Genomic DNA, 24144 nt, shown 5'->3' on the forward strand with positions numbered 1-24144 from the left:
TCATTTACCCCCATGATTTATACTGACCAGGCTGGCAGCTTTAACCGCCCGCTCTCTGGCTTCCCGGACGGTTTCAGCATTGGCTAAAGCAATTCCCATACGCCTGTTTACAAATGACTCGGGCTTGGCGAACAACCTGATTTCACTTTCAGGAACAGCCAATGCCTCAGCCAGTCCCTCATAACCCACACCCTGAGCATCAAAGCTGCCTAAAATAACTGCGCTCGCGCCGGCTTGCCGTAAGGCCGTGTTGACCGGCAGTCCTAAAATAGCCCTGGCGTGTAACTCAAATTCATTTTGTTTTTGAGTCACCATAGTAACCATACCCGTATCATGGGGCCGGGGGCTTACTTCATTAAACAGGACAGTATCTCCCTTAATAAATAATTCCACCCCAAAAAGTCCACGGCCCCCTATTTCACTGGTTACCTTAAAAGCAATTTCCTGGGCTGTTTTTAAAGCCGGAATACTCATTTTCTGCGGCTGCCAGCTTTCCCGATAATCACCATTTTCCTGCCTGTGCCCTATAGGTTGGCAAAAATAAGTCTCGACCTCATCATTTTGATTTAGCGCCCGGACGGTGAGCAAGGTTATTTCAAAATCAAAATCGATTTCAGCCTCGACAATGATTTTGCCGGTAACAGTCCGACCCCGGGATTGGGCATAATCCCAGGCTTGTTTAAGTTGCTCAGGATTTTTGACTTTTGATTGCCCTTTCCCTGACGATGACATCGTCGGTTTAATAAAACATGGATAGCCAATACTATTATCAACAACGGCTTGCAATTCTTCAAACGATTGCGCGAATGCATAGTTCGAAGTCGGAATTTTAAGTTGCTCTGCGGCAAGGGTTCTAATCCCTTCCCTATTCATGGTTAATTGAATGGCGCGGGCGTTAGGAATAACAGTACACCCTCCTTCTTTTTCAATGTCCGCAAGCGCCTGAGTTGCAATCGCTTCTATTTCCGGAATAATGAAATCAGGCTGTTCCAGGGCAATCAGTTTTTTCATCGCATCGGTATCCGTCATATTTATGACATGACTGCGATGGGCCACATGCTGTGCCGGAGCATTCTGATAACGGTCTACGGCAATGACTTCTATTCCGTAACGCTGCAGTGAAATAGTCAATTCCTTGCCCAATTCGCCGCTGCCCAGCAGCAAAGCTTTGGTCGCACCTTTAGTAAGCGCAGTCCCTATTTTCATTCTGAACCGGCCAGGTAGCTGTCAATATCTTCTTTTGAAAAACCGATCTTTTTAGCTACCCGGTCAGCGTGGCTGACGCGGGAAATGCCGTCAATCAATTTATAGGTGGGCGACTCATTGGCAAACTCAACCTGTTTTGACAAACCCAGACCCTGATTAACGAAATTATCGACTAACTGATGATTGTGAGTAATCAAAACTGTACTGTTCCCCTTTCGGTAAAAGCCATTAAGAACATTAGACGAAGACTCCATTTTTTCTTCAAACGTTGTACCTTCGGACAGTTCATCAAGCACTACCAGACTTCTGGCTGTGGTGGCCAGAAATATATCTTTTGTCCGCTTTAATTCAGTGCCAAAACGCCCTTCGCCATCATTTAAATGACTGATTTCAGGCACCTGATAGAAAATTTTGTCTGCTACTGTAAGCGTAGCGGACTTGGCAGGAACAAAACAACCTATTTGCGCCAACAATTGTATTTGAGTGACGGTTTTACAAAACGCGGTTTTGCCGCCACTGTTAGGCCCGGTTATAAAAACCAGTTTCTCATCTTCCAGAACAAAATCGTTGCCAACATACCTAGTATTTTCCTTGCCTAATACCGGGTTTTTTGCATCTATCAGCTTTATCCGGTGATGCGCCGCATCGATCAGCTGGGGTAATACCATGCTGTGAGCAAATGCCTCAGCAAATTTTAAAAATGACACCAGTTCATCCAATTGCCCCAACGCATCCAAGGCTTGTGCAACCGCCTCTGAATTTTTAAATTCATTTCTTAACGGGATAATACAGCTGTCACGATCAAAGCCCCCGACGATGGGAAAATAAATCAACAGCAAAGGCACAAAAAAAATGAAGGCGGTCGGAATAGCTTCAACTGAAATTGCGAATATGTCCGTAGGAAAAAAGTGAGCCAGCGTCCAAACCATTGCAAAAAACAGGATAATCAGTACGGGCTTGAAGATTCGGGGCCTGAAAATAATAGCCAGCGGAAATAAACCTTTTCTTTCCTGCTTGCATTTAATACCATTCTCGGTGATATAGGCAGGGCCCTCCATCAGAGAATATGGCCGTGTATCCGCAAACGCTGTTATTTTGTCAAAAATGCTCTTTAAATAGGCACTTTGAGGCGCTTCAGCAGCTTTGATCCTGGCAACCAGCTCAAGCATAAAACGAACACCTCTTTTATACTGCAGGTAGCCGTAACCCTCAATTTCATGCTCTTCCCTGGCGGTCTCAAACGACCCCAGAAATTTGCCAAACAATAACAAATAAAAGTTTTTTTCCTGTGCCGCAGCATTTTCTATAAGGTATTCGATATTTTCCTTTAGCGGCAAATTAGTGCGCAGTTCCTCAAGCGCTTCCTGTTTTGCCTTGATTTTCTCCAAAGAATTCAAAGGCTGCGTTAAAGAGCGAAACAACACAGCCTGACCTGCAAGTGTTGAAGCATAATTCAGGGTATTAAAAACTTTCTCGACTTCAATGGTATTAAACGTACTTTCGTCGATGACACCTGCACCGGTAGTTAAGGGCTTGCTGCATTTAACAGCTGGCCAGGCATCATTCCAGCTTTGCAATAGTGTTTCATTCATGCATTAGCTCTTTTTCATTTCGAAATCACCCCAAAAAACTTTAATCGATAACTATACAATCCGGCATCCTGAGATTTTATTTGAAATATCTAACGGATTAACTGTTTCTTCCAGTCCCTTGCAGCAATTTTAAATCAGCTCGGTAAGCATTAAATAATAAATGAATTTATATTCCCGTGCATAACTATAGCTTTTTAGAGTTTTTGTTCAAGCAATTTAACGATAGCCTTAACATGAGATTCAGAGTCATTCAGAGCCGGTATATAATGATAACTTATACCGCCGGATTTAATAAAAACCGATTTATTTACCAGGGCAATTTCTTCCAGCGTTTCCAGGCAGTCTACCGCAAAACCCGGGCAAACTATATCCACTCTTTTAATTCCTTGCGCCGGAAGATTCTGTAAAATGTCCAGACAATAGGGTTTAAGCCATTGCGCTTTGCCAAAACGTGATTGAAATACAATCATCCATTGCTTTTGATCAAGGCCCAGTTTTTCTGCAATCAAGGCTGCGGTTTTATGACACTGATGAAAGTAGGGATCGCCCCATTTAGTCAATCGATCGGGCAGACCGTGAAAAGACATTAATAACAGCTCATTTTTGCCATGTTCCCGCCATACTCTTTCAATTGAATCTGCAATGGCATTGATATAGCCGCTATCCTGATGATAATCACTGATGAAATGAATGTTGGGCAGATGCCGCCATTGGTTAAGTTCTTTGACCATATCATCATAGATGGATGCCGTAGTGGTCGAAGAATACTGGGGATATAAGGGCAAAACAATTAAATTATCAATACCGTCTTTTTTAAAAGCTCTTAAACGCGTTGCCATGGAAGGTTCGCCATAACGCATCACATAATCTGTGGTAATGCCTTGAGCGTTTAGCTTGTCAGCAACTCCCTGCGTTAATTGCCGGGTCAGAAAAACCAGCGGCGAACCTTTTTTGTCCCATATTTTGCGATAAGCTTTCACTGATCTGCGCGGACGGAAAGGCAACACGAAAAAATGCAGTATTACCCACCATAAGGGGCGCGGAAGATTGACGACACGAGGATCCCACAGAAACTCCTTAAGAAAATGTCTGACTGCCGAGTTTGTCGGTGCAGCAGGCGAACCCAGATTCGCCAGTATTACGCCGGTTTTTCTTGCCCCTTCAACAATCTTTGTGGACATTAAGTTTATCGGTTTAGCAAATTCAAAAATTCCGAGCGAGTGCTGATTTCCTTTCGGAAAATACCCGTCATTACTGAAGTGGTCATTATCGAATTCTGTTTTTCAACGCCCCGCATCATCATACATAAATGTTTTGCCTCAATAACTACCGCGACCCCACGGGCATTAGTCGCCATCTCAATGGCATCAGCTATTTGTTTAGTCAGCTTTTCCTGAATCTGCAGTCGCCGGGCATACATATCAATAACACGGGCGATTTTAGATAATCCCATTACTTTACCCTGCGGCAGATAGCCGACATGGCATTTACCAATAAAGGGCAGTAAATGATGCTCACATAAAGAATACAATTCAATATCCTTGACGATAACCATGTCTTCAGTATCGGCTGTAAAAATCGCGCCGTTCAGTACTTCTTCGAGCGTTTTATCATAGCCGTTGTTGAGAAATTTAAAAGCTTTCGCTGCGCGTTTTGGAGTATCTATGAGACCTTCACGGTGTATGTTTTCGCCAACTGCTTCGATAATTTTGGAAAAGTGCTCTTCCATGGTTCTGTCTCAGTTATTATAAATAAGTTGGAAGTATACATCATTGAGCTGTGAACTTTAATGCCTCCCAAATCACTTTTTCATCTGCGCCGGACATACAGGCATGCTCACCAAGATGCCTTCGCCAGCCTTTAGCGCCTGAAACAGCGTTAAAAAGGCCTAAAATATGGCGGGAAATAGTATTTAAACGTACTCCGGTTTTAAGCTGCTCCTGGATATAAGGGACTAATAAACTCACGATCTTTTCCCGAGAGAGGGGAGCGCGGCTGTCCGCGAAAAGCCGGCTATCCACATCAGCCAGTAAATATGGGTTTTGATAAGCTTCTCTTCCCACCATCACTCCATCAACCTGCTTCATTAGGTCCTCAGCCAGTTCCAGCGATTTAATACCGCCATTGACTATGATTTCCAACTCTGGAAAATCATTTTTGATCTGATAAACAATATCATAGCGCAACGGCGGAACTTCACGGTTTTGTTTAGGCGACAAGCCGCTTAACCATGCTTTTCTGGCATGAACAATAAAGGTGCTGCATCCGGCTGAGGCCACGGTTGAAATAAAATTAGCCAGCTCTTCATAAGAATCATGCTGATCAATACCGATTCTGGATTTAACCGTTACCGGAATTGAAACCGCATGACGCATGGCCGCCACACATTCAGCAACAAGACCGGGTTCGGCCATCAGACAAGCGCCAAAGCGGCCATTTTGAACGCGATCGCTGGGACAGCCGACATTTAAATTCACCTCATCATAACCATAGTCTTCAATCATCCTTGCGCAGATAGCCAAATCCTCTGGATGACTGCCCCCCAACTGAAAAGCAACCGGATGCTCGATTACATTAAATTGCAGAAACCGGTGTTTGTCGCCATGCATCAACGCCCCGCTGGTGACCATCTCGGTATACAACAAGGCATGTTGTGAAATCAGCCGATGAAAATAGCGGCAGTGCCTGTCCGTCCAGTCGAGCATCGGTGCAATGGAGAACAAGTGACTGTATTTATTAAGGGTTTTAGCGGTGTTCATGCGGTTATCTTTGGGTAATAATGGACTATTAGGCCCCATATAGGCCTTATGATTTTTCATGGGGCCTAAAAGACTAGCACAATGGCTTCAATATTTAAGCGAATAAAATCAAACGGCCAAGTTGTTTTCGATTGCTCAATCCTAATCCGAAAACACGGTGAAGTCGTTTACCGAGAAAAGAAATCCTTCAATAAATTAAAGCTTGCTAAAGACTGGGGTATGCGCCGAGAAACAGCACTCCAAGAGCAAACGGTTTATAAAAAACAGGAATAGCTTTCCCTTAAAAACGTCATAGAACAATACCTAAATGAATTCGAACCGGACGAAGTAAAAAGTTCGACCTGCCCAAGCTATTAAAACGAGACATAGCTAAAGTGAATATTCACCCCTTAACCCCCAAGGACTTAAGTAGGCGTCGGAGCGACATAAAAGGCGTGTCGCGGAATAGAGTCTTTTTTAAGGCTTGCGGCTGTAATATTGGAAAGACTTTTTATTAAATTTTTATGAACCTTCGCTAATCAATTTCAATATTTCTTCATCTTCAGTCAAGCTGTAAAATCATCTTTTTTATTAACGGCTTTTTCCAGCTAGTCCGGACATGAATTTTATCGCCTGCCTTGATATAACTCATGCGGATAAGTTAACTGGCGGCCGCTGAATTCGGATAAGTTCATTAGCTTTCATTAAAAGCATGTGCCCTTTTCATAATTACCTTTCTGAAAAAGTGTTCTCCTTCTGCCATGTACTTGGCTTAACATTCTTTCAACTCCCTCAAGCCGTAGATACTATAACTGTCATGCATAAAATTAATAGATTTATAAAGCAATATCGTCTCGCCACCATAAATTAAATCCCGTTTCAGTTCCTTAAATATTCAGAAGTTGCCATTTTCAAGCTTTACTCTCTACTTATAAGTCTATCACTTCGGCAGGCATTTCCCTATGGCCAAAGCGAAAGCAAGAATACCAACTGGAATTAACAGAAACTGCAACGTCAGGTGGTAAATTATCCTCAAAAAGGTTTTATGCAAATGCGGGATTAGGCGTCACGCTTCTTTAAGTTAAGCATTTAACGTCGCTTGAGTTTTAGTTTAAAGGTAAGCTTACAGCCGCGTAGCGGCAGCTTAAAAATATAGGCCTCTCAGTTTTATTCCAAAAAAATTTAGGAAAAATACCGGGAATGAATATTATTTCTTTTAAGGAAATTATAAATTAATAAGATAATCTATTATCAACTAATAGATACACATGTAGAGTACATTTAAATATTAAATGTTTTCTCAACAAACTTCAGGATTATACAATGAAAGATTTTCAAAAAGATCTGTTAATCGGGCTGATGTTGGTAGTAGGTATTATTGGTTTTATTTCCGGCGAATTTATTTTATCAACCGTTTTATTTGCCACTGCTGCCATTTTCAGCAATATATTTTTAAAACGAAGGCTATCAGGCTAGCTTTTTAAGCCGATCCATTCAATGAATGATTGCCTTAGCTGTTTAATGCATTCATCTAGCGGATTTCAGACCTCGGCCTAAAGCACCTGTAGCCCGGCGAAACGTCATGGCTTTCCTTGGACTCCGATAGTGCGGTGTGCAGACCTCGTTCCGATCAGGGGCTTGGTACTTAAAGGCCTGTTTCCTTATGGCTTTTATAAAAGGCTATTCGTAATGATAGTATCAGCTGATAAATTGCGCGGTTTTGATTGGGGCTCTAGGCGCGGGACATAAATTTTCCGGTCTCGGTATTGATTTTAATCAGCTCATTTGTCTCCAGATATTCCGGAACCTGAACCTCTACGCCGGTAATCAGTCTGGCCGTCTTGGTACGCCCTGTTGCGGTGGCGCCCCTGATTGCCGGTGCTGTCTCTATAATGGCCATAACTACAGAGCCGGGCAGTTCAATACCCAATATTGCATTGTCTATCAGCACTGCGACGATTCCTTCTAGACCATCTGTCAGATAGTCTGTCTTGCCTTCCAGTTCATCATTGCTCAAGCTGTACTGTGTGTAATCCTCCATGTTCATGAATATGTAATTATCACCGTCTACATACGAAAACTGCACTTTGGCGCGAACACAGTCAGCATCCTTAAAAAAATCATCCCCTTTTAATGAGGTATCGAGTTTTTGCCCGGTTTTAAGATTGGTAAAACGGATTTTATACAATGTTGACGCCCCGCGGGACGAAGGACTTTTAACATCGACCTGCTTGACCGCGTGCGGTACGCCATTTATTTCAACCACCATGCCCCTTTTTAAATCACTTGCTTTTGCCACACTACACTCCCGCTATTGAAACCGGCTACTTATACTAAATCTTGATCAGTCATCTTATAACCTCAATAGTATTATATCGTGGAAGCACGCTATAAAATAGTCCATAGGCCGGCCAAGGGATTATTTAACGCCGCCGGCAACAGCTTGTATAACTGAGAAGAAGACGTCGGTATTATCAATAGTGCCGTCAAGTAATTCCGAGCCGCGGCCATAGGCCGACAGAGGAATATCGCCGCCGGAGTGGGCTGCCGTGATTCCCGGAACCTGACCCGTGACAAAAAAACCGGTGGCCGAATCACGAACAAGACGGCCGTCATTAATTGCAGAACCCTTATCGTAAATATTCACGCGTGGATAACTCGACAGCGGAGACTCTTTATCCAGCGCTTGCTGCGAGTCATGAGCAGGCTGCGCATTGGTTTGCCAGTCCTCGTAACGATCTGCATTGGCGCCATAGCCGATAAGCAGGCGCTTATCGACATCGGTGGTAGTCGGATAACCATCGCTGGCGATAGTGTATTGCGGGAAGCCGGCAGCTTCGTAAAGCCCTACGACGGAATCGCGCATGGACTCAGGGGTATTGGTCTTGGCCTGCAGAACGGCATCGGTAACTTTAGAAGCGCCGATAATGGTTGCGCCTGCGCATTCATGATCGGCTGTGACCAGCACGAGCGTATCGCGATGGACAGCGGCATAGTCTTTTGCTACTTTCACAGCCCGGTCGAATTCTATGGTGTCCAGTATCATGCGCTCGCTGTCCATGTTGTGCGCCTGTTTATCAATGGACGCCCCCTCCACCATCAGCACGAAGCCGTCAGGACTGTTTGCATCCAGAACTTCGATGGCTTTTGCCGCCATCTCATCCAGCATCGGCTGATCGGTAAAGCCATAATCATTAACTACCGCAGGTGAGCCGCGGCGGCCGTCAATCTTGTCCAAAGCGACATTCATATTGGAATAGGAAAACAGGCCCAGCAATTTGTCAGGGATGCCTGCCGCCTCCATCGAGGTTTTGTCTGATGCATACGTCCATCCGGCGGCCTGGAAATTGCCGATCAAATCGCGGCTGCTGTCGAGTGCGCCGCCGGCCGCATGCCAGGCGGTTACAATGTCCTGGGGCAGCACATAGTCAGTTTTGTCACTGCGAGCCGAGCCCGGAGCAGCTTTTGGTAAAAACCATTTACGGCCGCCGCCCATTAATACGGTAAGTCCGGTATTGTGCGCATCATCAAAATACTGATCGACTATGCCTGTGCCTGCGCCACGGTCCTGCGTATGTATGGCCATCGCCGCCGGGGTGGCGTCAAACACATCGGCCGTAGTTACAATGCCCAGTTTCTTACCCTGCCTGCGAGCCAGATATTCGGACAGATATTCCACGCGCGGATTATCAAATTTGGCAAGCGTGTCATCGGGCCATACGCCTTCCTGATTATTGACCGACTTGTTGCCTGTCACGTAATTGCTCATGCCCGGCGAAGAATCAGTTACAATGCTGTTAAGCGATGCCGTCATAATCATGGCGGTATGGGGAAAAGTGTCCATGGCCAGCTTGGCATTGGCCTTGCCCTGAGAGTAGCCATTGAGCATAATGCGCGCTGCGGCGCGCTGGCTGGCGCCCATGCCATCGCCAAGCAGGATGATCACGTTTTTGGCTTTACGGCCGCCGCGATTAATTTTAACGATTTCAAAATTGCCGGTGGCGGTAACGGTCGAGTGATCACTTTGAGTCGCGATAGCGGTAAACGTATGTAGGCCCTGCCTCTGGGTGGAATAGCCGCGCAAGGAAGCAACTACAGCATTAGGGGCAATTGCCGCAATGGCATCAGCTGCTGCAAAACGGGTGGTGCCTGGCGCCGGACTTAGCGGCCTGCCGTCAATAAGCCAAGCGACTTGCGAAATGGCGGTGCCGGTGTCAGGCCGCACGGTCGCCTGCAAATCAAAACGCTGACCGGGGGCAAAACGTGCGATCATGGGATCGGATTGAGAGCCGTTGGTCGCAAATAATTGACTGGGCGGAGTCAAGCGGCTGATTAAGGGCGCCGCATGCACTTTGTCCGCGCCAGCCGCCAGAATGGAAGCAACTGTTAATGCCAATAAAGTGGTATTATTTTTCATCGCAAGTATTCCCCATTTAAAGTTAATTAACTACTGTAATTCGTTTGGAGCTTGCGGCCCCAAGACTTCTCACCCCGGTTTTCACTAGCAAGCTTCTGCTGATTTATCGCGTTGTGGAGCCAAGCTGGTCAAGAATTAATCGAGCGTAAGATATACGGCCGTTGGCTTCTTCGAAGTTACCCAGTCTAAGCGTGCCGATTAGCTCCCAGAGCCCGGTGCGGTAAATAATGGCCTTGTTTGCATCCGCCTCAGGCATATGCACAAACAGGGTTGCCGGCGGCAGATTGTCGGCCGGGCCATCTTCTTTTTCCGCGAGGTCCACAGGAAGAGGAGCCAGCATGAATAGACCGGCGGTCGGTTCTTCTTCTTTAACCATATAGCCTGTGACCCGAACCCGTTTATTATTCAGACTCAATAGTTTTTCCGTCGGCTCCATTTCCCGTGCGCCTACAGGAAATCTGTAGAATTCCCTTAAATTGAGCTCAGCTATCCCGGCCGGTAATGCAGCGCTTTCCTTTGCCTGGATTTTGCTGGAATGATTTGCGCATCCAGTCGCAACTAAAGACAAAATCAGCACAAAGCAGGCAAAACGGAGAGGTGATAGTACTTCCACTTTATTCTCCACGAGCTAAAATACTGCCTGAAGATACCTGTTTTATATGTCAGGCTTATGAAAATTGTATTATAAAAGTTAAACAATATTACCAGGATCGGTTGACGGGTGACTGAGGCACATCTAGATCTCATAATTTAAAATTAGGGCAGCTTTAATTCTGACCCGCTAAAAATACCGGTTTTGGAATATCGGCATGGTAGGCACAACATTGTTCACGATTGTTTATGATTATTGCTGCTATGTGCATCAGGCTTGTAGTTTGGCTTTTGTGCTGTGGAATTACAATCGAATAAAACGGTTAGTGGAGGATTTGGGAAATGAACAGCATTTGGCTTGCTGTGATGCTGATTGGATGGTGGTCGGGTTTTCCAGTGCAGCTTGCTTACAATATCTGGCTAGATATAAAAAGCCAGTGACAGCGGCGTCATGGATTGCGAATAATATTGTGTATTAAAGTTAAGGGCGTGGGTTGAGTCGCTTGCCGGAACCGGGCCGGCGGACAGGCGAAATGATGCAACCCAACCGCGGCTACGATGCCAACCGTAGCACTGCAATAATTAAACCCCCGATTGCCAGTAATGTGCCGAAACTCCAGCGCATAAGCAGTTTTATTTCATAATGCAAGCCCATAATCTCCTGATGCAGTTGTTCAAATTTTTATCCACCTGCATAAAGCGCTTATCCACCTGGGCAAAACGCTTGTCCATATTCAACTGTATTTGCTCATTTCCATCTGCTTGAAGCCTTCAAGCATCAGTTCTCGTTAATGTTTCAACTCCTCTTCCACGCGAATGATTCTTTCCCTCAAATCCAGTTCATAACGCATATTAGCGTTTAATGTCTACGGATTTCCGATAACATTTTTTCGATGAGTAAGCGAATTTGCTCAACATCTTCTTGTGCTAAAGCCATTTTTAACGACGATTATCTCTGCTTCATAGATGCTTGAAACTATAAAATACTTTTATTTTACAATGGGTTATTTACTATGTCCTCGCTGCTGGCGATAGCCAGGCAAAGCGCCGATCACACCCGGCCGTTACCATCATGGCTACAAGCCAGGCCAATAACACACCGCGGCTGGCCGATGCAAACAGCAGCGCCCACCAAGCTGTCAGGAGGACGAACAGTGAGCAGCGGATGCTGATGCTTTCAATATTGAAGATCAGCAATGGCAAGTACAGCAACGATAATGTCCATAACTGATACTGATTAAAAGCCCGAATATTGGCAAAACCAAAAAGGCGCTGACCGTTTTATTCAGAGGCGGAAGATGAAATTTCCGCCAAGGACATGCGTTCTTTTGCCTGGGTTAAGTTTCAAAGAGGTCTTATGGCCTTAAGCCGGGGCAGCAATGAAACCGCATGGGCGCATTAGGAATTGTCCGAACCGATGTACGCCTTTAGCATCATGGCCGTGGCCGCCCAGACTCTTTTTTGGCCCAGGCACAGCTGCGGCCGGGCGCGACTGCTGCTGGCTTTTGGATTGGGTCTGTTTCACGCTCTGGCTTTCGCCGGCGGCCTTCACGATGCCTTGGCGGGTATGCCGCTAGCCGGCGCACTATGAGCAATAGCGTCGTTCAGTATTGGCTTCGAAATCGGCCATCAGGGTATAGTACTGCCGGTCTTCTACGCACTTACTCTTTTGCACCGCTTCGATGCCGGCCAAAGCCGATAGGCGCGGCGTTAGGGATGGCACTGATAGCGCTGTTTGGGCTGGCCTATCTGTATGCGAGTTTACGGTAAACCGTATAATAATAGGCATAAGTTTTACAGGTTCAGAAGCAACCTATTCCTTGTCATCGTGATGGCAATTCAGCTATCGGCCTTGTTATATTTGCTGCCGAACAGCCATGCAGGAACAATTCGACGCTCTGCCGCGCCCACAGGTCAATCTCCGCTTCGTCAGGAGTTGGCTCCAGGCCAAGTTGAAGTCTTTGAAATCGCTCGCTACGCAAGGCGCTCAACAACTGGCCGGCCAGGAAATGCGGATCAACCGGGGCTATATCCCCTGTCTGCTGCTGACGTTTAAAAAATTTCGCCAGTTGATCAAGCGTGCGCTGCGGGCCTTGCTCATAGTATTGCGCCGCCAGATCCGGAAAGCGCAATGATTCGCCGATAATGACAGCGCGCATGCGCACTACGTCGGGCCGCGTGAGGCGGTATAAAAACTGCCTGGCAAAGGAGAGCAGCGCTTCTTCTGTCAAGCATTCTTCGGCCTGCTCCGCTGATAAGCAGGCAACGAACTGATCGCTGCAACGTCTTATCACCGCGCCGAATAACCCGGCTTTACCACCAAACTGGCTATAGATAGTCCGCATCGATACGCGGGCATCCCTGGCGATGGTTTCCAGACTGAGATTTCCATAACCGTAATCCAGGAAAAGTATAACGGCGGTATCCAGCAGCCGGTCGCGGCTTAACAGCTCCTCTCCTTTGCGGGGCCGCCCGCATTTAATTATGTTGGTATTCACGAAATAAGTTGACTCCCATAGGGATAGTACATTAAATTAAATGATAATATATATTACCATTTAATTTTTCTGTTAATACAGAGGTATTTCAGCGATGACAAAGAGAATGCGCATGCCTATTATTCATCGTCTGCCTGCCCTTATCCTAATTATTCCGACTTTATTCCCTGCCGCCGCGATTAAAGAAAAATACCCGGCTCTTGTCAATTATTGTCTCGTCCGCCGCAAAGTCCGGCAGGGTCTGGTAGCTGCGCTAACGGTGGCGGTTATCTATGGGTGCGGAAACAAGCCTGACTCAGCAAAGCCAGAGCTTCAGAATCAGGCTATCGCTGTTACTGTCGCACAGCCTCTCTCGCAGGAAGTCACCGATTGGGATGAATACACAGGCCGCATTGAAGCTGTAAACTCGGTTGACGTTCGCGCCCGCGTGGGCGGTTATCTGGAGAAAGTGAACTTCAAGGCCGGCGACCGGGTAAAAAAAGGCGATCTTTTATTCATTATAGATCCCAAGCCTTTTCAGGCTCAACTAAGCCGCGCCGAAGCAGAACTGAAACAGGCCAAAGCTAAGCAGGAACTGGCCAAAAATGACCTGGATCGAGCCGAACATCTCTATCGCGCCAAAGCGATTTCAGGAGAGGAATACGATGCGCGCAGCAAGGGAGTAAGAGAATCAGCGGGCGCAGTCGAGTCTGCGAAAGCTAATGTATATGCCGCCCGCATAAATCTCGATTTCACTTATATACGTTCGCCAATCGATGGAATGATAGGCCGGGAACTCATTACCGCAGGCAATCTGGTAAATGGCGGCGGGGCTGATCCCAGTCTGTTGACTTTCATAGTTTCTACCGACCCCGTGTATGTCTATGTTGAAGCGGATGAGCGCTCGGTATTGAAATACCGGCGCCTGGCTCAAGAGCATGGCCACGACATTGCCGATAAAGCGCCGCCGGTGCAATTGGCGCTGGCTGATGAATCCGGCTTTCCCCATGCAGGCAGTCTCGATTATATAGCCCCGCGTGAAGATGTGGCTACCGGCACTCTGACCTTGCGCGGCGTATTCGCCAATCCTGACGGCTTATTAAGCCCCGGCTTCTTTGCCCGCATGCGGGTCCAGGGCCGTCCTGCCTATCCCGCCCTCCTGCTCCCGGATCATGCTATCGGCAGCGATCAGGCACGGCGCTTCGTATGGGTGGTCAGCCAGGAAAACAAGGTGGACTATCGGAATGTAGTCCTGGGTTCATTAATTGGCGATATGCGCGTGATCACCGAGGGAGTTGAGCCTGGGGAATGGGTTGTTATCGAAGGTTTACAAAAGCTTAGGCCCGCGATGAAAGTCAATCCAAAACGCATTTCGCTCGCCGAAACTCACGCAAAGAAAGGCGCATAAACCATGAGCGGATTCACCCACTTTTTTATTGACCGGCCAATCTTCGCAACTGTCCTTTCTTTGCTGATTATTTTAGTCGGCGGTCTGGCGTTCCTGGCTCTGCCTGTAGCCCAATATCCGGAAATTGCACCGCCTACTGTCGTGGTAACTACGGTCTATCCCGGCGCCAACGCCAAAGTCGTAGCGGAAACCGTAGCCACGCCCATCGAACAGGAAGTCAATGGCGTCGAAGATATGTTGTATATGTCTTCGCAATCCACCAATAGCGGCAATATGGCCCTCACTATTACTTTCAAGCCCGGTACGGATCTGGACAAGGCTCAGGTGCTGGTGCAGAACCGCGTAGCGCTGGCCGAACCCAGATTGCCCCAGGAAGTAAACCGGCAAGGCATCACCGTCAAAAAGCGCAGTCCCGATTTGAGCCTGGTGGTTAATCTGATTTCTCCGAATAATCGCTATGACAGCGTTTATCTAAGCAACTATGCGCTGTTGCAGATTAAGGATATTCTGGCGCGGCTTCCCGGAGTTGGCGACATTCTGGTTTTCGGGGCGCGCGACTACAGCATGCGCCTGTGGCTGGATCCTGAAAAAATTGCCGCCAATAATATGACGGCCGGCGAAGTAGTGGCGGCCGTGCGGGAGCAAAATATTCAGGTGACGGCGGGGGTGGTGGGCCAGCACCCCATGCCGGAAGGCACGGACTTTCAATATACGGTCAGTACGCTGGGACGATTAATGAAGGCCGATCAATTTGCCGACATCGTTATAAAGACCGGGGCAGACGGCCGGATAACCAAGCTCAAGGACGTGGCCCGCATTGAATTGGGCGCCAAGGACTATAACTCCGGCCTGTATTTGAATAACCAGCCCAGCGTGGGTCTGGCCATTTTTCAACTGCCCGGCTCCAATGCCCTGGATACCAAGAAAGCGGTAGTAGACGCCATGTCCAAGCTCAAAGCAGGTTTTCCCGAAGGGCTGGATTATCTGCTTGCCTATGATACCGTTGTCTTTGTGCAGCAATCCATCGATGCGGTAATCGGAACTTTATTTGAAGCCATATTGCTGGTTGTACTTGTGGTTATCATATTCCTGCAGAACTGGCGCGCCGCTGTGGTTCCGCTGGTCGCCGTCCCGGTCTCGCTGATCGGCACGTTTGCCGTGATGGCGGCTTTGGGCTTGTCATTAAACACCTTGTCATTATTCGGCCTGGTGCTGGCCATCGGTATTGTCGTGGATGACGCCATTGTCGTAGTGGAAAATGTGGAACGTCACATTGGTCTGGGATTAAGGGCGCGGGAGGCCACCCGAAAAGCCATGGATGAAGTGGTCGGCCCTATTATCGCCACCTCGCTGGTACTGCTGGCGGTGTTCGTGCCTACCGTCTTCATTACCGGTGTTTCGGGCGCCTTTTACAAGCAGTTTGCCTTGACCATTACGGTTTCCACGCTGATATCGACTTTCAACTCGCTTACTCTGAGCCCGGCCCTGTGCGCTCTGCTGCTGGATCGCGCGCATGGCGATAAGGATTGGTTCACCCGCTTGTTCGACCGGCTGTTCGGCTGGTTCTTCAGCCGGTTTAACCGGTTTTTCAAATGGTTTGGCGACAGCTATTCCCGGCTTGTGGCGCGCATTATCCGCATGACTGCAGTAGTGCTGGTGCTTTATGCCGTGCTCAACGGACTCAACTTTCTGGCCTTTGAAAAAGTACCGACGGGCTTTATTCCGCAGCAGGATCAGGGCTATCTGATCCTGTATGCGCAATTGCCCGATGCGGCCTCGTTGAGCCGCACCGAAGCAGTGGTGCATGAAGCCTCGCGCATTATTCTCGAAACCCAAGGGCTCAAGACCGTGAATGGTTACGCGGGTTTTTCAGTATTGACAGGAGCCAATCAGTCCAATGTAGCGACATTGTTTGCGCGGCTGGATAACTTCGAAAATCGGGCTGGTCAGGCAGGGCTAACCGCCAATGCCATTATTAAACAACTTACGCAGAATCTGGCCCAGATCAAAGATGCTCAGATCGCTGTTTTTGCGCCGCCTCCCATCCGCGGCATGAGCACAGTGGGCGGATTCAAACTGCAAATCGAGGATCGTTCCAACCGCGGCATTGATGAATTGCAGCGCATTACCGGCGAGCTTATCGGCAAGGGCAATCAGCAATCCGGACTGGTGGGGCTGTTCACTACCTTCCGCACCGGCGTGCCGCAACTCTACCTGGACCTGGATCGCACCCGGGCCAAGGCTATGGATGTGCCTTTAAATGAAATATTCGATACTCTGCAGATTTATCTGGGCTCACTCTATGTCAACGATTTTAATCTTTTTGGCAGGACTTATCAGGTAGTGGCGCAGGCCGACTCGAAGTTTCGCAAGCAGCCAACCGACATTGCCGAACTGAAGACGCGGAACCGGCAGGGAGGCATGGTGCCTCTGGGCTCGCTTTTAGCTGTCCAGGATACTACCGGGCCGGATAAGATCACGCGCTACAACATGTATCCGGCGGCAGAAATTAATGGCAGCACGCTGCCTGGCGTCAGCTCCGGTCAGGCCATTGACATCATGGATAAGCTGATTGGCGCAGAGCTTCCGCCCGGCTTCGGCTTCGAGTGGACCGAGCTCAGCCTGCAGCAGATATTGGCGGGAAATGTCGCCCTGCTGGTTTTCCCTTTGAGTGTGGTCTTTGTGTTTTTGGCGCTGGCGGCACAGTATGAAAGCTGGTCATTGCCATTGGCAGTGATCCTGATCGTACCCATGTGCATCCTGTCCTCCCTGACCGGCGTATGGCTGCGCGATATGGACAACAATATTTTCACGCAAATCGGCTTTATTGTGCTGGTCGGGCTGGCAAGTAAAAACGCCATCCTCATTGTGGAATTCGCGAAACGGCGTCAGGAAGGCGGACTCAACCGATTTGATGCCGCCGTTGAAGCCGTACGCATCCGGCTGCGCCCCATCCTGATGACGTCCTTTTCGTTTATTATGGGCGTTCTGCCTTTGGTGGTGGCTCAGGGCGCAGGCTCGGAATCGCGCCAGATTCTGGGCACGGCGGTATTTAGCGGCATGCTCGGCGTAACCGTGTTCGGACTGCTGCTGACGCCGGTCTTTTATGTGCTGGTGCAGGGCTGGTCGGAACGCTGGCAGGCTGCCCGCCGAAAGCCGGGCGCATTAAAGCCTGAGCCTCCTGCCGGCGCCGATTTATGAACCGGGGATTCGCCATGCATGCGGCAGAATTTTTACCTATCCTACTGACGTTAAAAAAGATTTTATTTGTTGCGCCCGGCTCTGGTAAATTTCCCGCGCGGGTGCTTCCGGCGGTCATTTTATTAAGCGCCTGCGCGGTAGGCCCCGACTATAAGAGGCCGGTCATGCCTGCTGATCCCGCTTTTGCCAATGCCGCGCATGCTGAATTTTCCGATCACAGCATTGAAGTAGACTGGTGGAAGCTGTTCAATGACTGGGAACTGATGGATCTGGTCGATCAGACAGTGCAGCACAACCGCGACCTTAAGGCGGCTGACGCCAACCTTCGGGAGGCGCGGGCTCTCTATATGGAAGCCGGCCTGAACCTGTTGCCTGCCGTAACATCACACGCCACTTATACGGATCAGCGGCGAAGCGCCGCCGCATTTAACAATCGCGCCGTTTTCCCGCGCGGACTTAAACTCTATAACATCGGCTTCGATGCCTTTTGGGAACTTGACTTCTTCGGCCGCGTGCGACGCGACGTAGAGGCCAGCGGCGATGAAGTGGAAGCCCAGGAAGCAAGGCTCAGGGATCTGAAAGTCAGTTTAATTGCGGAAGTAGCCCGTAATTATTTTGAACTGCGCGGTTTGCAGAATCAGCTGGGGGTGGCGAAAAAGAATGCTGAAAACCAGACTCAAACTCTCGAACTGACCCGCGTCCGGCTCGAAGTCGGACGCGGCACGGAACTTGACACTTCGCGGGCCATCGCTCAACTGGATTCCACCCTCGCCAGCATTCCGCCGCTGGAATATTCAATTCATCAGGCGATCCATCGACTGTCGGTGCTGACCGGGCAATTTCCGGCAGCGCTTACGCAAAGACTGTTGCAATCTGCGCCATTGCCGACGCTTCCCGCCACGATTCATATCGGCCAGCCTGCTGACCTGCTGCGCCGGCGCCCCGACATCCGTATTGCCGAGCGGACGCTGGCTGCATCGACTGCCCGCATCGGTGTAGCTACCGCCGACTTGTTTCCCCGCGTAACCTTCGTCGGCACTATCGCGCTTGAGGCCAGCACGTTCTCCGGCCTGGGCGCGGCCGGTTCAGATTCCCGTTCGGTAGGGCCCAGAATCAGCTGGGCCGCTTTTGATCTGGGCCGCGTTTATGCCCAGATAAAGGCGGCCGATGCCAATGCTGAAGCCAATCTTGCCCAATACGAGCAAACCGTGCTAAATGCCCTGGAGGAAACGGAAAATGCGCTGGTGAATTACAATCGGGAACGCGCCCGCCGGGAATTGCTCGCCTCGGCCGCCCAAGCCAGCAAAAAAGCCCAGGAACTGGCTCGTCTGCGCTTTAAGGAGGGCGTGTCCGATTTTCTGACCGTGCTGGATACCGAACTGCGCCTGCTGCAGGATCAGGATCGCCTGGCCCAGAGCGAGACCGCCACCGCCACTGCGCTCGCAACGCTCTATAAAGCGTTAGGCGGCGGCTGGGAATCGAAGTTATAAACAGAGCAATAAGAAAACATTCCCTTGTCGATAAAGCCAATGATGGGATGAGGTCTGCGCCCAGCCCCATCGGCACCAGGGAAAGCCATAAAGCTACGCTTTTTGCAGGCACCCTGGAATCTTCAGACCGAAGTCTGAAAGCGGCCGGGCGATTTGATTAAAAATTTGGGATAGTCACGCGCCGCTGTCAATACCGAACAATCAAACTGCGCTAGCGACCTCAAGCATCGCCACTACCTTTTGCAACAGATCAGGCTGGCCCGTTTGAAAATTTGCCGCATCCCTTTCCCTTCGCAACCAGGTAAATTGACGCTTGGCCAGCTGCCTGGTAGCGATAATGCCTTTTTCGGTCATGGTTTTAAAATCATAGTTGCCTTGCAGATATGACCATACCTGCCGATAGCCGACTGCCCGGATTGATGGCAGATTTTCGCTCAGATCGCCGCGTTTAAAAAGCGCCTCTACCTCATCGACCAAGCCCTGCTCCAGCATTTGCCGGAAGCGCTTGCCGATAAGGTCATGCAGCATCGAGCGGTCTGGGGGAGCAATGATAAGTTTTAGTATTTTATAAGGCAGCTGCTGCGTCCGGGCATTTTGAAAAAATGATGTCAACGGTTTACCGCTGATTTCATAGACTTCAAGAGCGCGTTGAACCCGTTGCGGATCATTGGGATGAATGCGCGCCGCCGCTTCAGGATCGATTGTAGCCAGCCGCTGATGCAAGGCTTCCTTGCCGAACTGGGCCAAATCCTGATCCAGCCGGTTTCTGATCTCAGGATCTGCTTCAGGCAGCACGGCAAGTCCGCTGTTCAAGGCATTAAAATAAAGCATGGTGCCGCCCACCAGTATCGGGATTTTTTTACGCCTCGTTATGTCCTCCATCAAGGTCAGCGACTGGGTCTTGAACTGGCCGGCTGAAAATGATTGCGCCGGATCCAGTATATCAATCAGATGGTGCGGGATACCGCCTCTTTGTTCAAGCGCGGGTTTGGCAGTGCCGATATCCATGCCTTTAAAGACCAGCGCCGAGTCGACGCTGATGATTTCGCCGTTAAGCGCTTGCGCAAGCTGAACGGAAAGGGCGGTTTTTCCGGAAGCCGTCGGACCCATCAGAAAAATGGCGGGCGGATAATTTTTTTGCATGATTTTATATCTTTTGGCCGGACAGACTGAGCGCGGAGTATGAAGTGCAGGCAATTTTACCTTCGCTATTGGCCGCGCAGAAAGAATTTATCGAGGTCACGGGTGGATAATTCTATCCAGGTAGGCCTGCCGTGATTGCACTGCCCTGCTCTTTCGGTTTTCTCCATATCCCGGAGCAATGCATTCATCTCGTCTATGCTCAAGCGACGATGAGCGCGCACAGCGCCATGACAGGCGATGGTGGATAAAATATGATTGGACTGTTCCTGTAGTCGCGGGCTTAAGCCATGTTCGGAAATATCGGCCAGGACATCGCGAATCAATGTGTCCATATCGGTACTGCCCAATAGGGCCGGCGTTGAATGCAAAACCAGGGTTTCAGGTCCGGACCGATTGAGTTCAAAGCCTAACGAACTGAAAAACTCATGCTCTTGTTCCGCCAGATCCGCTTCAGTTGAACTGACTTTAATTTTAACCGGCAATAATAAGGGTTGGCTTGGCACTGAGCCGGTTTGAAATTGCTGTTTCAAGCGCTCATAGATGACCCGTTCATGGGCTGCATGCGCGTCCACCAGGATAATGCCTGTTGCGGTTTCAGATAAAATATAGATATTGTGCAGGTGCGCAATGGCATAACCCAACGGGGGCGTTTCCCGGGATTGCGGCTGCTTTTGTTCAGGCTGCGGATACAGCAACGCATAAGTCTTTACTGCCTCTTCTACATGTAAAGGCAATGACGCCTGGCGCTGAGCCGGGTTGTTATAAGGGTTGCTGTAAACGGATTTGGAATCAGGGCCGGGGCGTACTGGCATCGATTCAGGTTCCGGTTGCCGGCTTATGCTGTGTTCAGGTCTTACATCAGCCAGGGACCGATGCAGGGCCGAAAACAGGAAATCATGCACCAGACGGCCTTCCCTGAACCTGACTTCCAGTTTTGCCGGGTGCGCATTGACATCAACGAGTACATGATCAAGCGTCAGATACAGAACAAAGACCGGCTGCCGTCCGTGAAAGAGGACATCCTGATACGCTTGCCTTACGGCATGTGAGACCAGTTTGTCTCTTATCAGCCTATTATTAACATAAAAAAACTGCATATCCTGCTGACTGCGCGAAAATGTAGGCAATCCCACCCAACCCGTTAATTTTAATCCCGACGCTTCAAAGTCGATTTTCACCGAATTTTCAATAAACGCTGAACCGCAAATACCGGCGATCCGTTGCTCCTGTTCGATATCGGTTGCTGCCGGTCTCAGGTTCAGAATTTCCCGCTGGTTGTGCGAGAGTGTAAAACCGGTGGCAAACCGGCTTAGCGCCATTCTTTTTATTAAGGTTTCAATATGCGCAAACTCGGTTTTTTCGGCTTTCAGAAACTTGCGTCTGGCTGGCGTATTGTAAAATAAATCGCGCACGTCAACGGTCGTGCCCGCAGGATGCGGGGCGGGCTGAATATCGAAATCCGGCTCTGCGCCGTCGGCATTTATTTTCCAGGCGCAGTCAGAATCTTGGGTGCGGGAAATCAAAGTCAGTCTGGCCACGGAACTGATGCTGGGCAGCGCTTCACCGCGGAAACCCATGCTGGCAACCTGCTCCAAATCTTTTAAGGTGGCGATTTTGCTGGTAGCATGCCGGGACAGCGCCAGCGGCAAATCTTCCTTTATTATGCCGCAGCCGTCATCGCGGATTTTTATCAATCGCGCGCCGCCCTGCTCTATATCGATAGTGATTTGCCCGGCGCCCGCATCAAAACTGTTTTCAACCAGCTCCTTCACCACGGAGGAGGGCCTTTCGACTACCTCGCCTGCCGCGATCTGATTAATGAGTTGAGTAGGGAGCGAATGAATGCGCATCAGACAATTTACAGTAAAAAGCCTATTTTAACCGAGCAGGAAAATGTGAGGAACTTTTGATAAATGAAAGCCAATAATAATTCAAGCTGAAGGCTATCTTTTCATTTCTCGGCGCTAATGAAAATTTACAGATCACAGAACGTTTTTCTCAACTATTTTAAAATTTTTCAATTCAGGACAGAAATAAACGGATTTAAAGTGCGATGATACGAAAACGTATCTTGACATCTATGTTAGAGCACGTTTTTGTCGAATGTCACAATTGTCAATGGCAACGAACAGGCATCCCTTGTCTTTAGCCAAGTTGATTGGGACCGAGATGAAGAAAGCCCGGTGCGTAGTTTTGACCGTCATGAGGGTCCTTTTCTCGTCCGGCCAGAGGGCTGACACTGTGGCATTGCAGGCAACAGTGCAGGTCGGAGCGGTTCAGCTCCGGTATCTATGATAGCAGCAGAGCCTACAGGTCTCCAAGGGCAACCAAGATCTCACCCCGGTTTTCGACGATGACGGCTTAGTCCTTCGGCGGCAGCACGCTGCCCAGGCGGCGCTTGCTGCCGCACTTGAAGTCTTCGGCCGACTCCGCTGCCGCCACTGCTGGACGGTATTGGAGTTAGTGCCGTAGCGCTGAGCGAAATTAACGAGACTCACTTTAGAGTCTGGTATTTTTCCCGGACAGTCTGGGTGGTCATGGCTGTTCCGTGGAGTATTTGTCCTATCGCTTTTCTCTCTCAGGTAGGCATACCTTAAACTATTTATATAGGAGGGACTAAACAACTAAGCTATTGCAATAGTTTTTAGGAAACTAGGAGAAGCTAAAAAGGTCGAAATTTAACTCCTTAATGGTAGGCTTTGTCAGATTTGACTGGGCAAATACTCGCTCCTGGACTTTTTGAGGATCAGGGCGTCGGGGAACCATAACTTGTTCAGATACGGCCTATTTAGCATGGTAACAGGCAGAGAAGGATTAAAAATACTTGCCCATCCCGATAACAAAGATGCAGTCCTGATTAACGCATTGCACCTCGACAAAAGTAGGCAATTGATAAGAGCTTCTTTACCTTTGGTATAATTGTTTCCTAGGTCCGGCTGAGTATGAAGAGCATTACCTTCGCTGCCTCTTTCTTTATCGTCGTGATAGATTACTTCGAGAGATTTAAACTCTTTTTCAATCCAATCAATAAAATTGCCTTCATCGCTGGAAATAAATAAAGCTTCAACCTGCGGATTTGTGTCCAGATAATTATGTATTGCCTTTGCACAAAATTCCCAAGATACTGGTTTTGCTTCTAATTGTTTATCCCTTCCCCGGTAATGAATGCCTAGCACTGTCTTTTGCCCGAAGTGTGTATTGACAAAAGAATCAACGTACTCCTGAATCTCGTCCTTGATACGTATGTTTTTCTCTAGGAGTTCGTGCGCATACTCCAGGCTCATTTGCCGGCCATTTGTGGAAGGTAAACCTATATGGCTAATATGAGAGATGCTACTGACTTTAACCAGGCCATTCATTACATTCTTTTTATCTATTTCTGTAAGCTTGAGGTTATCAAAATAATAGTCGAACCAATTATCTCCCTGAGATAGTGTATAGAAAGGGCTCGATAAGACGATATAAGGTAATAGGTTATAACGCTCGCAATGGTCAAAAATATAAAGACACCAATTTAATTGCGCGGAAAAACCCACTGCAACGTTTATATTTATTGCATAAACGCCCTGATTATTTCTTTGCCGAAGTGAATGGTAAAGGGTTTTTATTTTTTTATTAGCATGGTTCTTTACCCCCTTACAATAAAACAAGGGATGGCGATAAAGCTCTCGTACATTCATATTGAACTCCAGGAGATACAACTTAAATATACGATACCACTTGTTTAATAATAATTAAAATTAATGTAACGGGTTATCCGCTTCGCGTTGACGGATAAAAAAAATCTGTTTTTATCCTATTTTTATTTATGAGCAAACGGTAGCTATTCGTCAATGCGGCTATTAGGCCCAACCGGGAGTTTTTCTAGGCTATCTTTTAAC

At 48.5% G+C, this 24144-nt stretch carries 19 protein-coding genes; 6 read left to right on the top strand and 13 right to left on the bottom strand.

The genetic code is table 11. From position 1 onward, the window contains the following. The 5 genes from purT to dusA all read right to left on the bottom strand — a co-directional run bounded on the left by purT (window position 1) and on the right by dusA (window position 5617). Window positions 1-1206, bottom strand: coding sequence for a formate-dependent phosphoribosylglycinamide formyltransferase (gene purT, locus HUX64_RS04765; RefSeq protein ID WP_174625097.1), 1206 nt, complete (start codon window positions 1204-1206; stop codon window positions 1-3). Continuing rightward, window positions 1203-2798 (bottom strand): MutS-related protein, encoded by a 1596-nt coding sequence (locus HUX64_RS04770; protein ID WP_174625098.1) that lies wholly within the window; start codon window positions 2796-2798, stop codon window positions 1203-1205. The genes purT and HUX64_RS04770 overlap by 4 nt, the downstream gene beginning before the upstream one ends. Before the next feature lie 194 nt (window positions 2799-2992). Further along, window positions 2993-3979, bottom strand: a complete 987-nt coding sequence (gene hemH / locus HUX64_RS04775) for a ferrochelatase (protein WP_425484243.1) — start codon at window positions 3977-3979, stop codon at window positions 2993-2995. Between the two features lie 5 nt (window positions 3980-3984). Further along, a complete protein-coding gene (gene folE, locus HUX64_RS04780; RefSeq protein WP_174625099.1) occupies window positions 3985-4527 on the bottom strand; it encodes a GTP cyclohydrolase I FolE in 543 nt (180 codons plus the stop codon). 40 nt (window positions 4528-4567) lie between these two features. Further along, a complete protein-coding gene (gene dusA / locus HUX64_RS04785) occupies window positions 4568-5617 on the bottom strand; it encodes a tRNA dihydrouridine(20/20a) synthase DusA (protein ID WP_246246899.1) in 1050 nt (349 codons plus the stop codon). A 1242-nt stretch (window positions 5618-6859) separates the two neighbouring features. On the opposite strand from dusA, the gene HUX64_RS04795 reads away from it, so the two are divergent. Continuing rightward, window positions 6860-7012 carry a hypothetical protein gene (locus HUX64_RS04795; protein ID WP_174625101.1) on the top strand — a complete coding sequence of 51 codons (153 nt, stop codon included), beginning with the start codon at window positions 6860-6862 and terminating at the stop codon, window positions 7010-7012. 256 nt (window positions 7013-7268) lie between these two features. Here the strand turns inward: HUX64_RS04795 and efpL are convergent, their stop codons facing one another. The 3 genes from efpL to HUX64_RS04810 form a co-directional block, all read right to left on the bottom strand. Beyond that, the gene (gene efpL / locus HUX64_RS04800; protein ID WP_174625102.1) at window positions 7269-7835 is read right to left on the bottom strand and encodes an elongation factor P-like protein EfpL; all 567 of its coding nucleotides are present in this window, start codon (window positions 7833-7835) and stop codon (window positions 7269-7271) included. A gap of 120 nt (window positions 7836-7955) precedes the next feature. Further along, entirely contained in the window at window positions 7956-9953 is a 1998-nt protein-coding gene (locus tag HUX64_RS04805; protein ID WP_174625103.1) for an alkaline phosphatase, read from the bottom strand. A gap of 103 nt (window positions 9954-10056) precedes the next feature. Further along, complete coding sequence (locus HUX64_RS04810) at window positions 10057-10566, bottom strand: hypothetical protein (RefSeq protein WP_174625104.1); 510 nt, start codon at window positions 10564-10566, stop codon at window positions 10057-10059. Between the two features lie 196 nt (window positions 10567-10762). Here HUX64_RS04810 and HUX64_RS04815 point away from each other — a divergent pair, with 196 nt between their 5' ends. Both HUX64_RS04815 and HUX64_RS04820 read left to right on the top strand, forming a co-directional pair. Next, complete coding sequence (locus HUX64_RS04815; RefSeq protein ID WP_174625105.1) at window positions 10763-11023, top strand: hypothetical protein; 261 nt, start codon at window positions 10763-10765, stop codon at window positions 11021-11023. Between the two features lie 926 nt (window positions 11024-11949). Further along, window positions 11950-12135: a hypothetical protein gene (locus HUX64_RS04820; protein WP_174625106.1), complete on the top strand. Its 186-nt coding sequence runs from the start codon at window positions 11950-11952 to the stop codon at window positions 12133-12135. On the opposite strand, the gene HUX64_RS19135 is transcribed toward HUX64_RS04820, so the two are convergent. Next, the gene (locus HUX64_RS19135; RefSeq protein ID WP_217426427.1) at window positions 12130-12333 is read right to left on the bottom strand and encodes a hypothetical protein; all 204 of its coding nucleotides are present in this window, start codon (window positions 12331-12333) and stop codon (window positions 12130-12132) included. The genes HUX64_RS04820 and HUX64_RS19135 overlap by 6 nt on opposite strands. Window positions 12334-12367: 34 nt before the next feature. After that, window positions 12368-13030 carry a TetR/AcrR family transcriptional regulator gene (locus tag HUX64_RS04825; RefSeq protein WP_174625131.1) on the bottom strand — a complete coding sequence of 221 codons (663 nt, stop codon included), beginning with the start codon at window positions 13028-13030 and terminating at the stop codon, window positions 12368-12370. Between the two features lie 124 nt (window positions 13031-13154). On the opposite strand from HUX64_RS04825, the gene HUX64_RS04830 reads away from it, so the two are divergent. From HUX64_RS04830 to HUX64_RS04840, 3 genes are read left to right on the top strand one after another with little or no spacing between them, the layout of a single operon-like run. Continuing rightward, window positions 13155-14429, top strand: a complete 1275-nt coding sequence (locus tag HUX64_RS04830; RefSeq protein ID WP_246246900.1) for an efflux RND transporter periplasmic adaptor subunit — start codon at window positions 13155-13157, stop codon at window positions 14427-14429. 3 nt (window positions 14430-14432) lie between these two features. Continuing rightward, window positions 14433-17630 carry an efflux RND transporter permease subunit gene (locus HUX64_RS04835; protein ID WP_174625108.1) on the top strand — a complete coding sequence of 1066 codons (3198 nt, stop codon included), beginning with the start codon at window positions 14433-14435 and terminating at the stop codon, window positions 17628-17630. Beyond that, window positions 17627-19120, top strand: coding sequence for an efflux transporter outer membrane subunit (locus HUX64_RS04840; RefSeq protein WP_246246901.1), 1494 nt, complete (start codon window positions 17627-17629; stop codon window positions 19118-19120). Before HUX64_RS04835 ends, HUX64_RS04840 begins: the two co-directional genes overlap by 4 nt. A gap of 201 nt (window positions 19121-19321) precedes the next feature. Here HUX64_RS04840 and miaA read toward each other — a convergent pair whose 3' ends face one another. The 3 genes from miaA to HUX64_RS04855 form a co-directional block, all read right to left on the bottom strand. Continuing rightward, entirely contained in the window at window positions 19322-20263 is a 942-nt protein-coding gene (miaA, locus tag HUX64_RS04845; RefSeq protein ID WP_174625109.1) for a tRNA (adenosine(37)-N6)-dimethylallyltransferase MiaA, read from the bottom strand. A gap of 65 nt (window positions 20264-20328) precedes the next feature. Next, the gene (gene mutL / locus HUX64_RS04850; RefSeq protein WP_174625110.1) at window positions 20329-22113 is read right to left on the bottom strand and encodes a DNA mismatch repair endonuclease MutL; all 1785 of its coding nucleotides are present in this window, start codon (window positions 22111-22113) and stop codon (window positions 20329-20331) included. 852 nt (window positions 22114-22965) lie between these two features. Next, complete coding sequence (locus HUX64_RS04855; RefSeq protein WP_174625111.1) at window positions 22966-23943, bottom strand: nodulation protein NodZ; 978 nt, start codon at window positions 23941-23943, stop codon at window positions 22966-22968. Window positions 23944-24144: the final 201 nt, after the last annotated feature.

The sequence above is a fragment of the Candidatus Methylobacter favarea genome (genome assembly GCF_902806695.1).
GTDB lineage: Bacteria > Pseudomonadota > Gammaproteobacteria > Methylococcales > Methylomonadaceae > Methylobacter_B > Methylobacter_B favarea.

Coding starts and splice junctions, on each gene's coding strand:
- purT (WP_174625097.1), bottom strand. CDS start 1,206: ATGAAAATAGGGACTGCGCTTACTAAAGGTGCGACCAAAGCTTTGCTG.
- HUX64_RS04770 (WP_174625098.1), bottom strand. CDS start 2,798: ATGAATGAAACACTATTGCAAAGCTGGAATGATGCCTGGCCAGCTGTT.
- hemH (WP_425484243.1), bottom strand. CDS start 3,979: ATGTCCACAAAGATTGTTGAAGGGGCAAGAAAAACCGGCGTAATACTG.
- folE (WP_174625099.1), bottom strand. CDS start 4,527: ATGGAAGAGCACTTTTCCAAAATTATCGAAGCAGTTGGCGAAAACATA.
- dusA (WP_246246899.1), bottom strand. CDS start 5,617: ATGAAAAATCATAAGGCCTATATGGGGCCTAATAGTCCATTATTACCC.
- HUX64_RS04795 (WP_174625101.1), top strand. CDS start 6,860: ATGAAAGATTTTCAAAAAGATCTGTTAATCGGGCTGATGTTGGTAGTA.
- HUX64_RS04805 (WP_174625103.1), bottom strand. CDS start 9,953: ATGAAAAATAATACCACTTTATTGGCATTAACAGTTGCTTCCATTCTG.
- HUX64_RS04815 (WP_174625105.1), top strand. CDS start 10,763: ATGGTAGGCACAACATTGTTCACGATTGTTTATGATTATTGCTGCTAT.
- HUX64_RS19135 (WP_217426427.1), bottom strand. CDS start 12,333: ATGCCTATTATTATACGGTTTACCGTAAACTCGCATACAGATAGGCCA.
- HUX64_RS04830 (WP_246246900.1), top strand. CDS start 13,155: ATGCCTATTATTCATCGTCTGCCTGCCCTTATCCTAATTATTCCGACT.
- HUX64_RS04835 (WP_174625108.1), top strand. CDS start 14,433: ATGAGCGGATTCACCCACTTTTTTATTGACCGGCCAATCTTCGCAACT.
- HUX64_RS04840 (WP_246246901.1), top strand. CDS start 17,627: ATGAACCGGGGATTCGCCATGCATGCGGCAGAATTTTTACCTATCCTA.
- miaA (WP_174625109.1), bottom strand. CDS start 20,263: ATGCAAAAAAATTATCCGCCCGCCATTTTTCTGATGGGTCCGACGGCT.
- mutL (WP_174625110.1), bottom strand. CDS start 22,113: ATGCGCATTCATTCGCTCCCTACTCAACTCATTAATCAGATCGCGGCA.
- HUX64_RS04855 (WP_174625111.1), bottom strand. CDS start 23,943: ATGAATGTACGAGAGCTTTATCGCCATCCCTTGTTTTATTGTAAGGGG.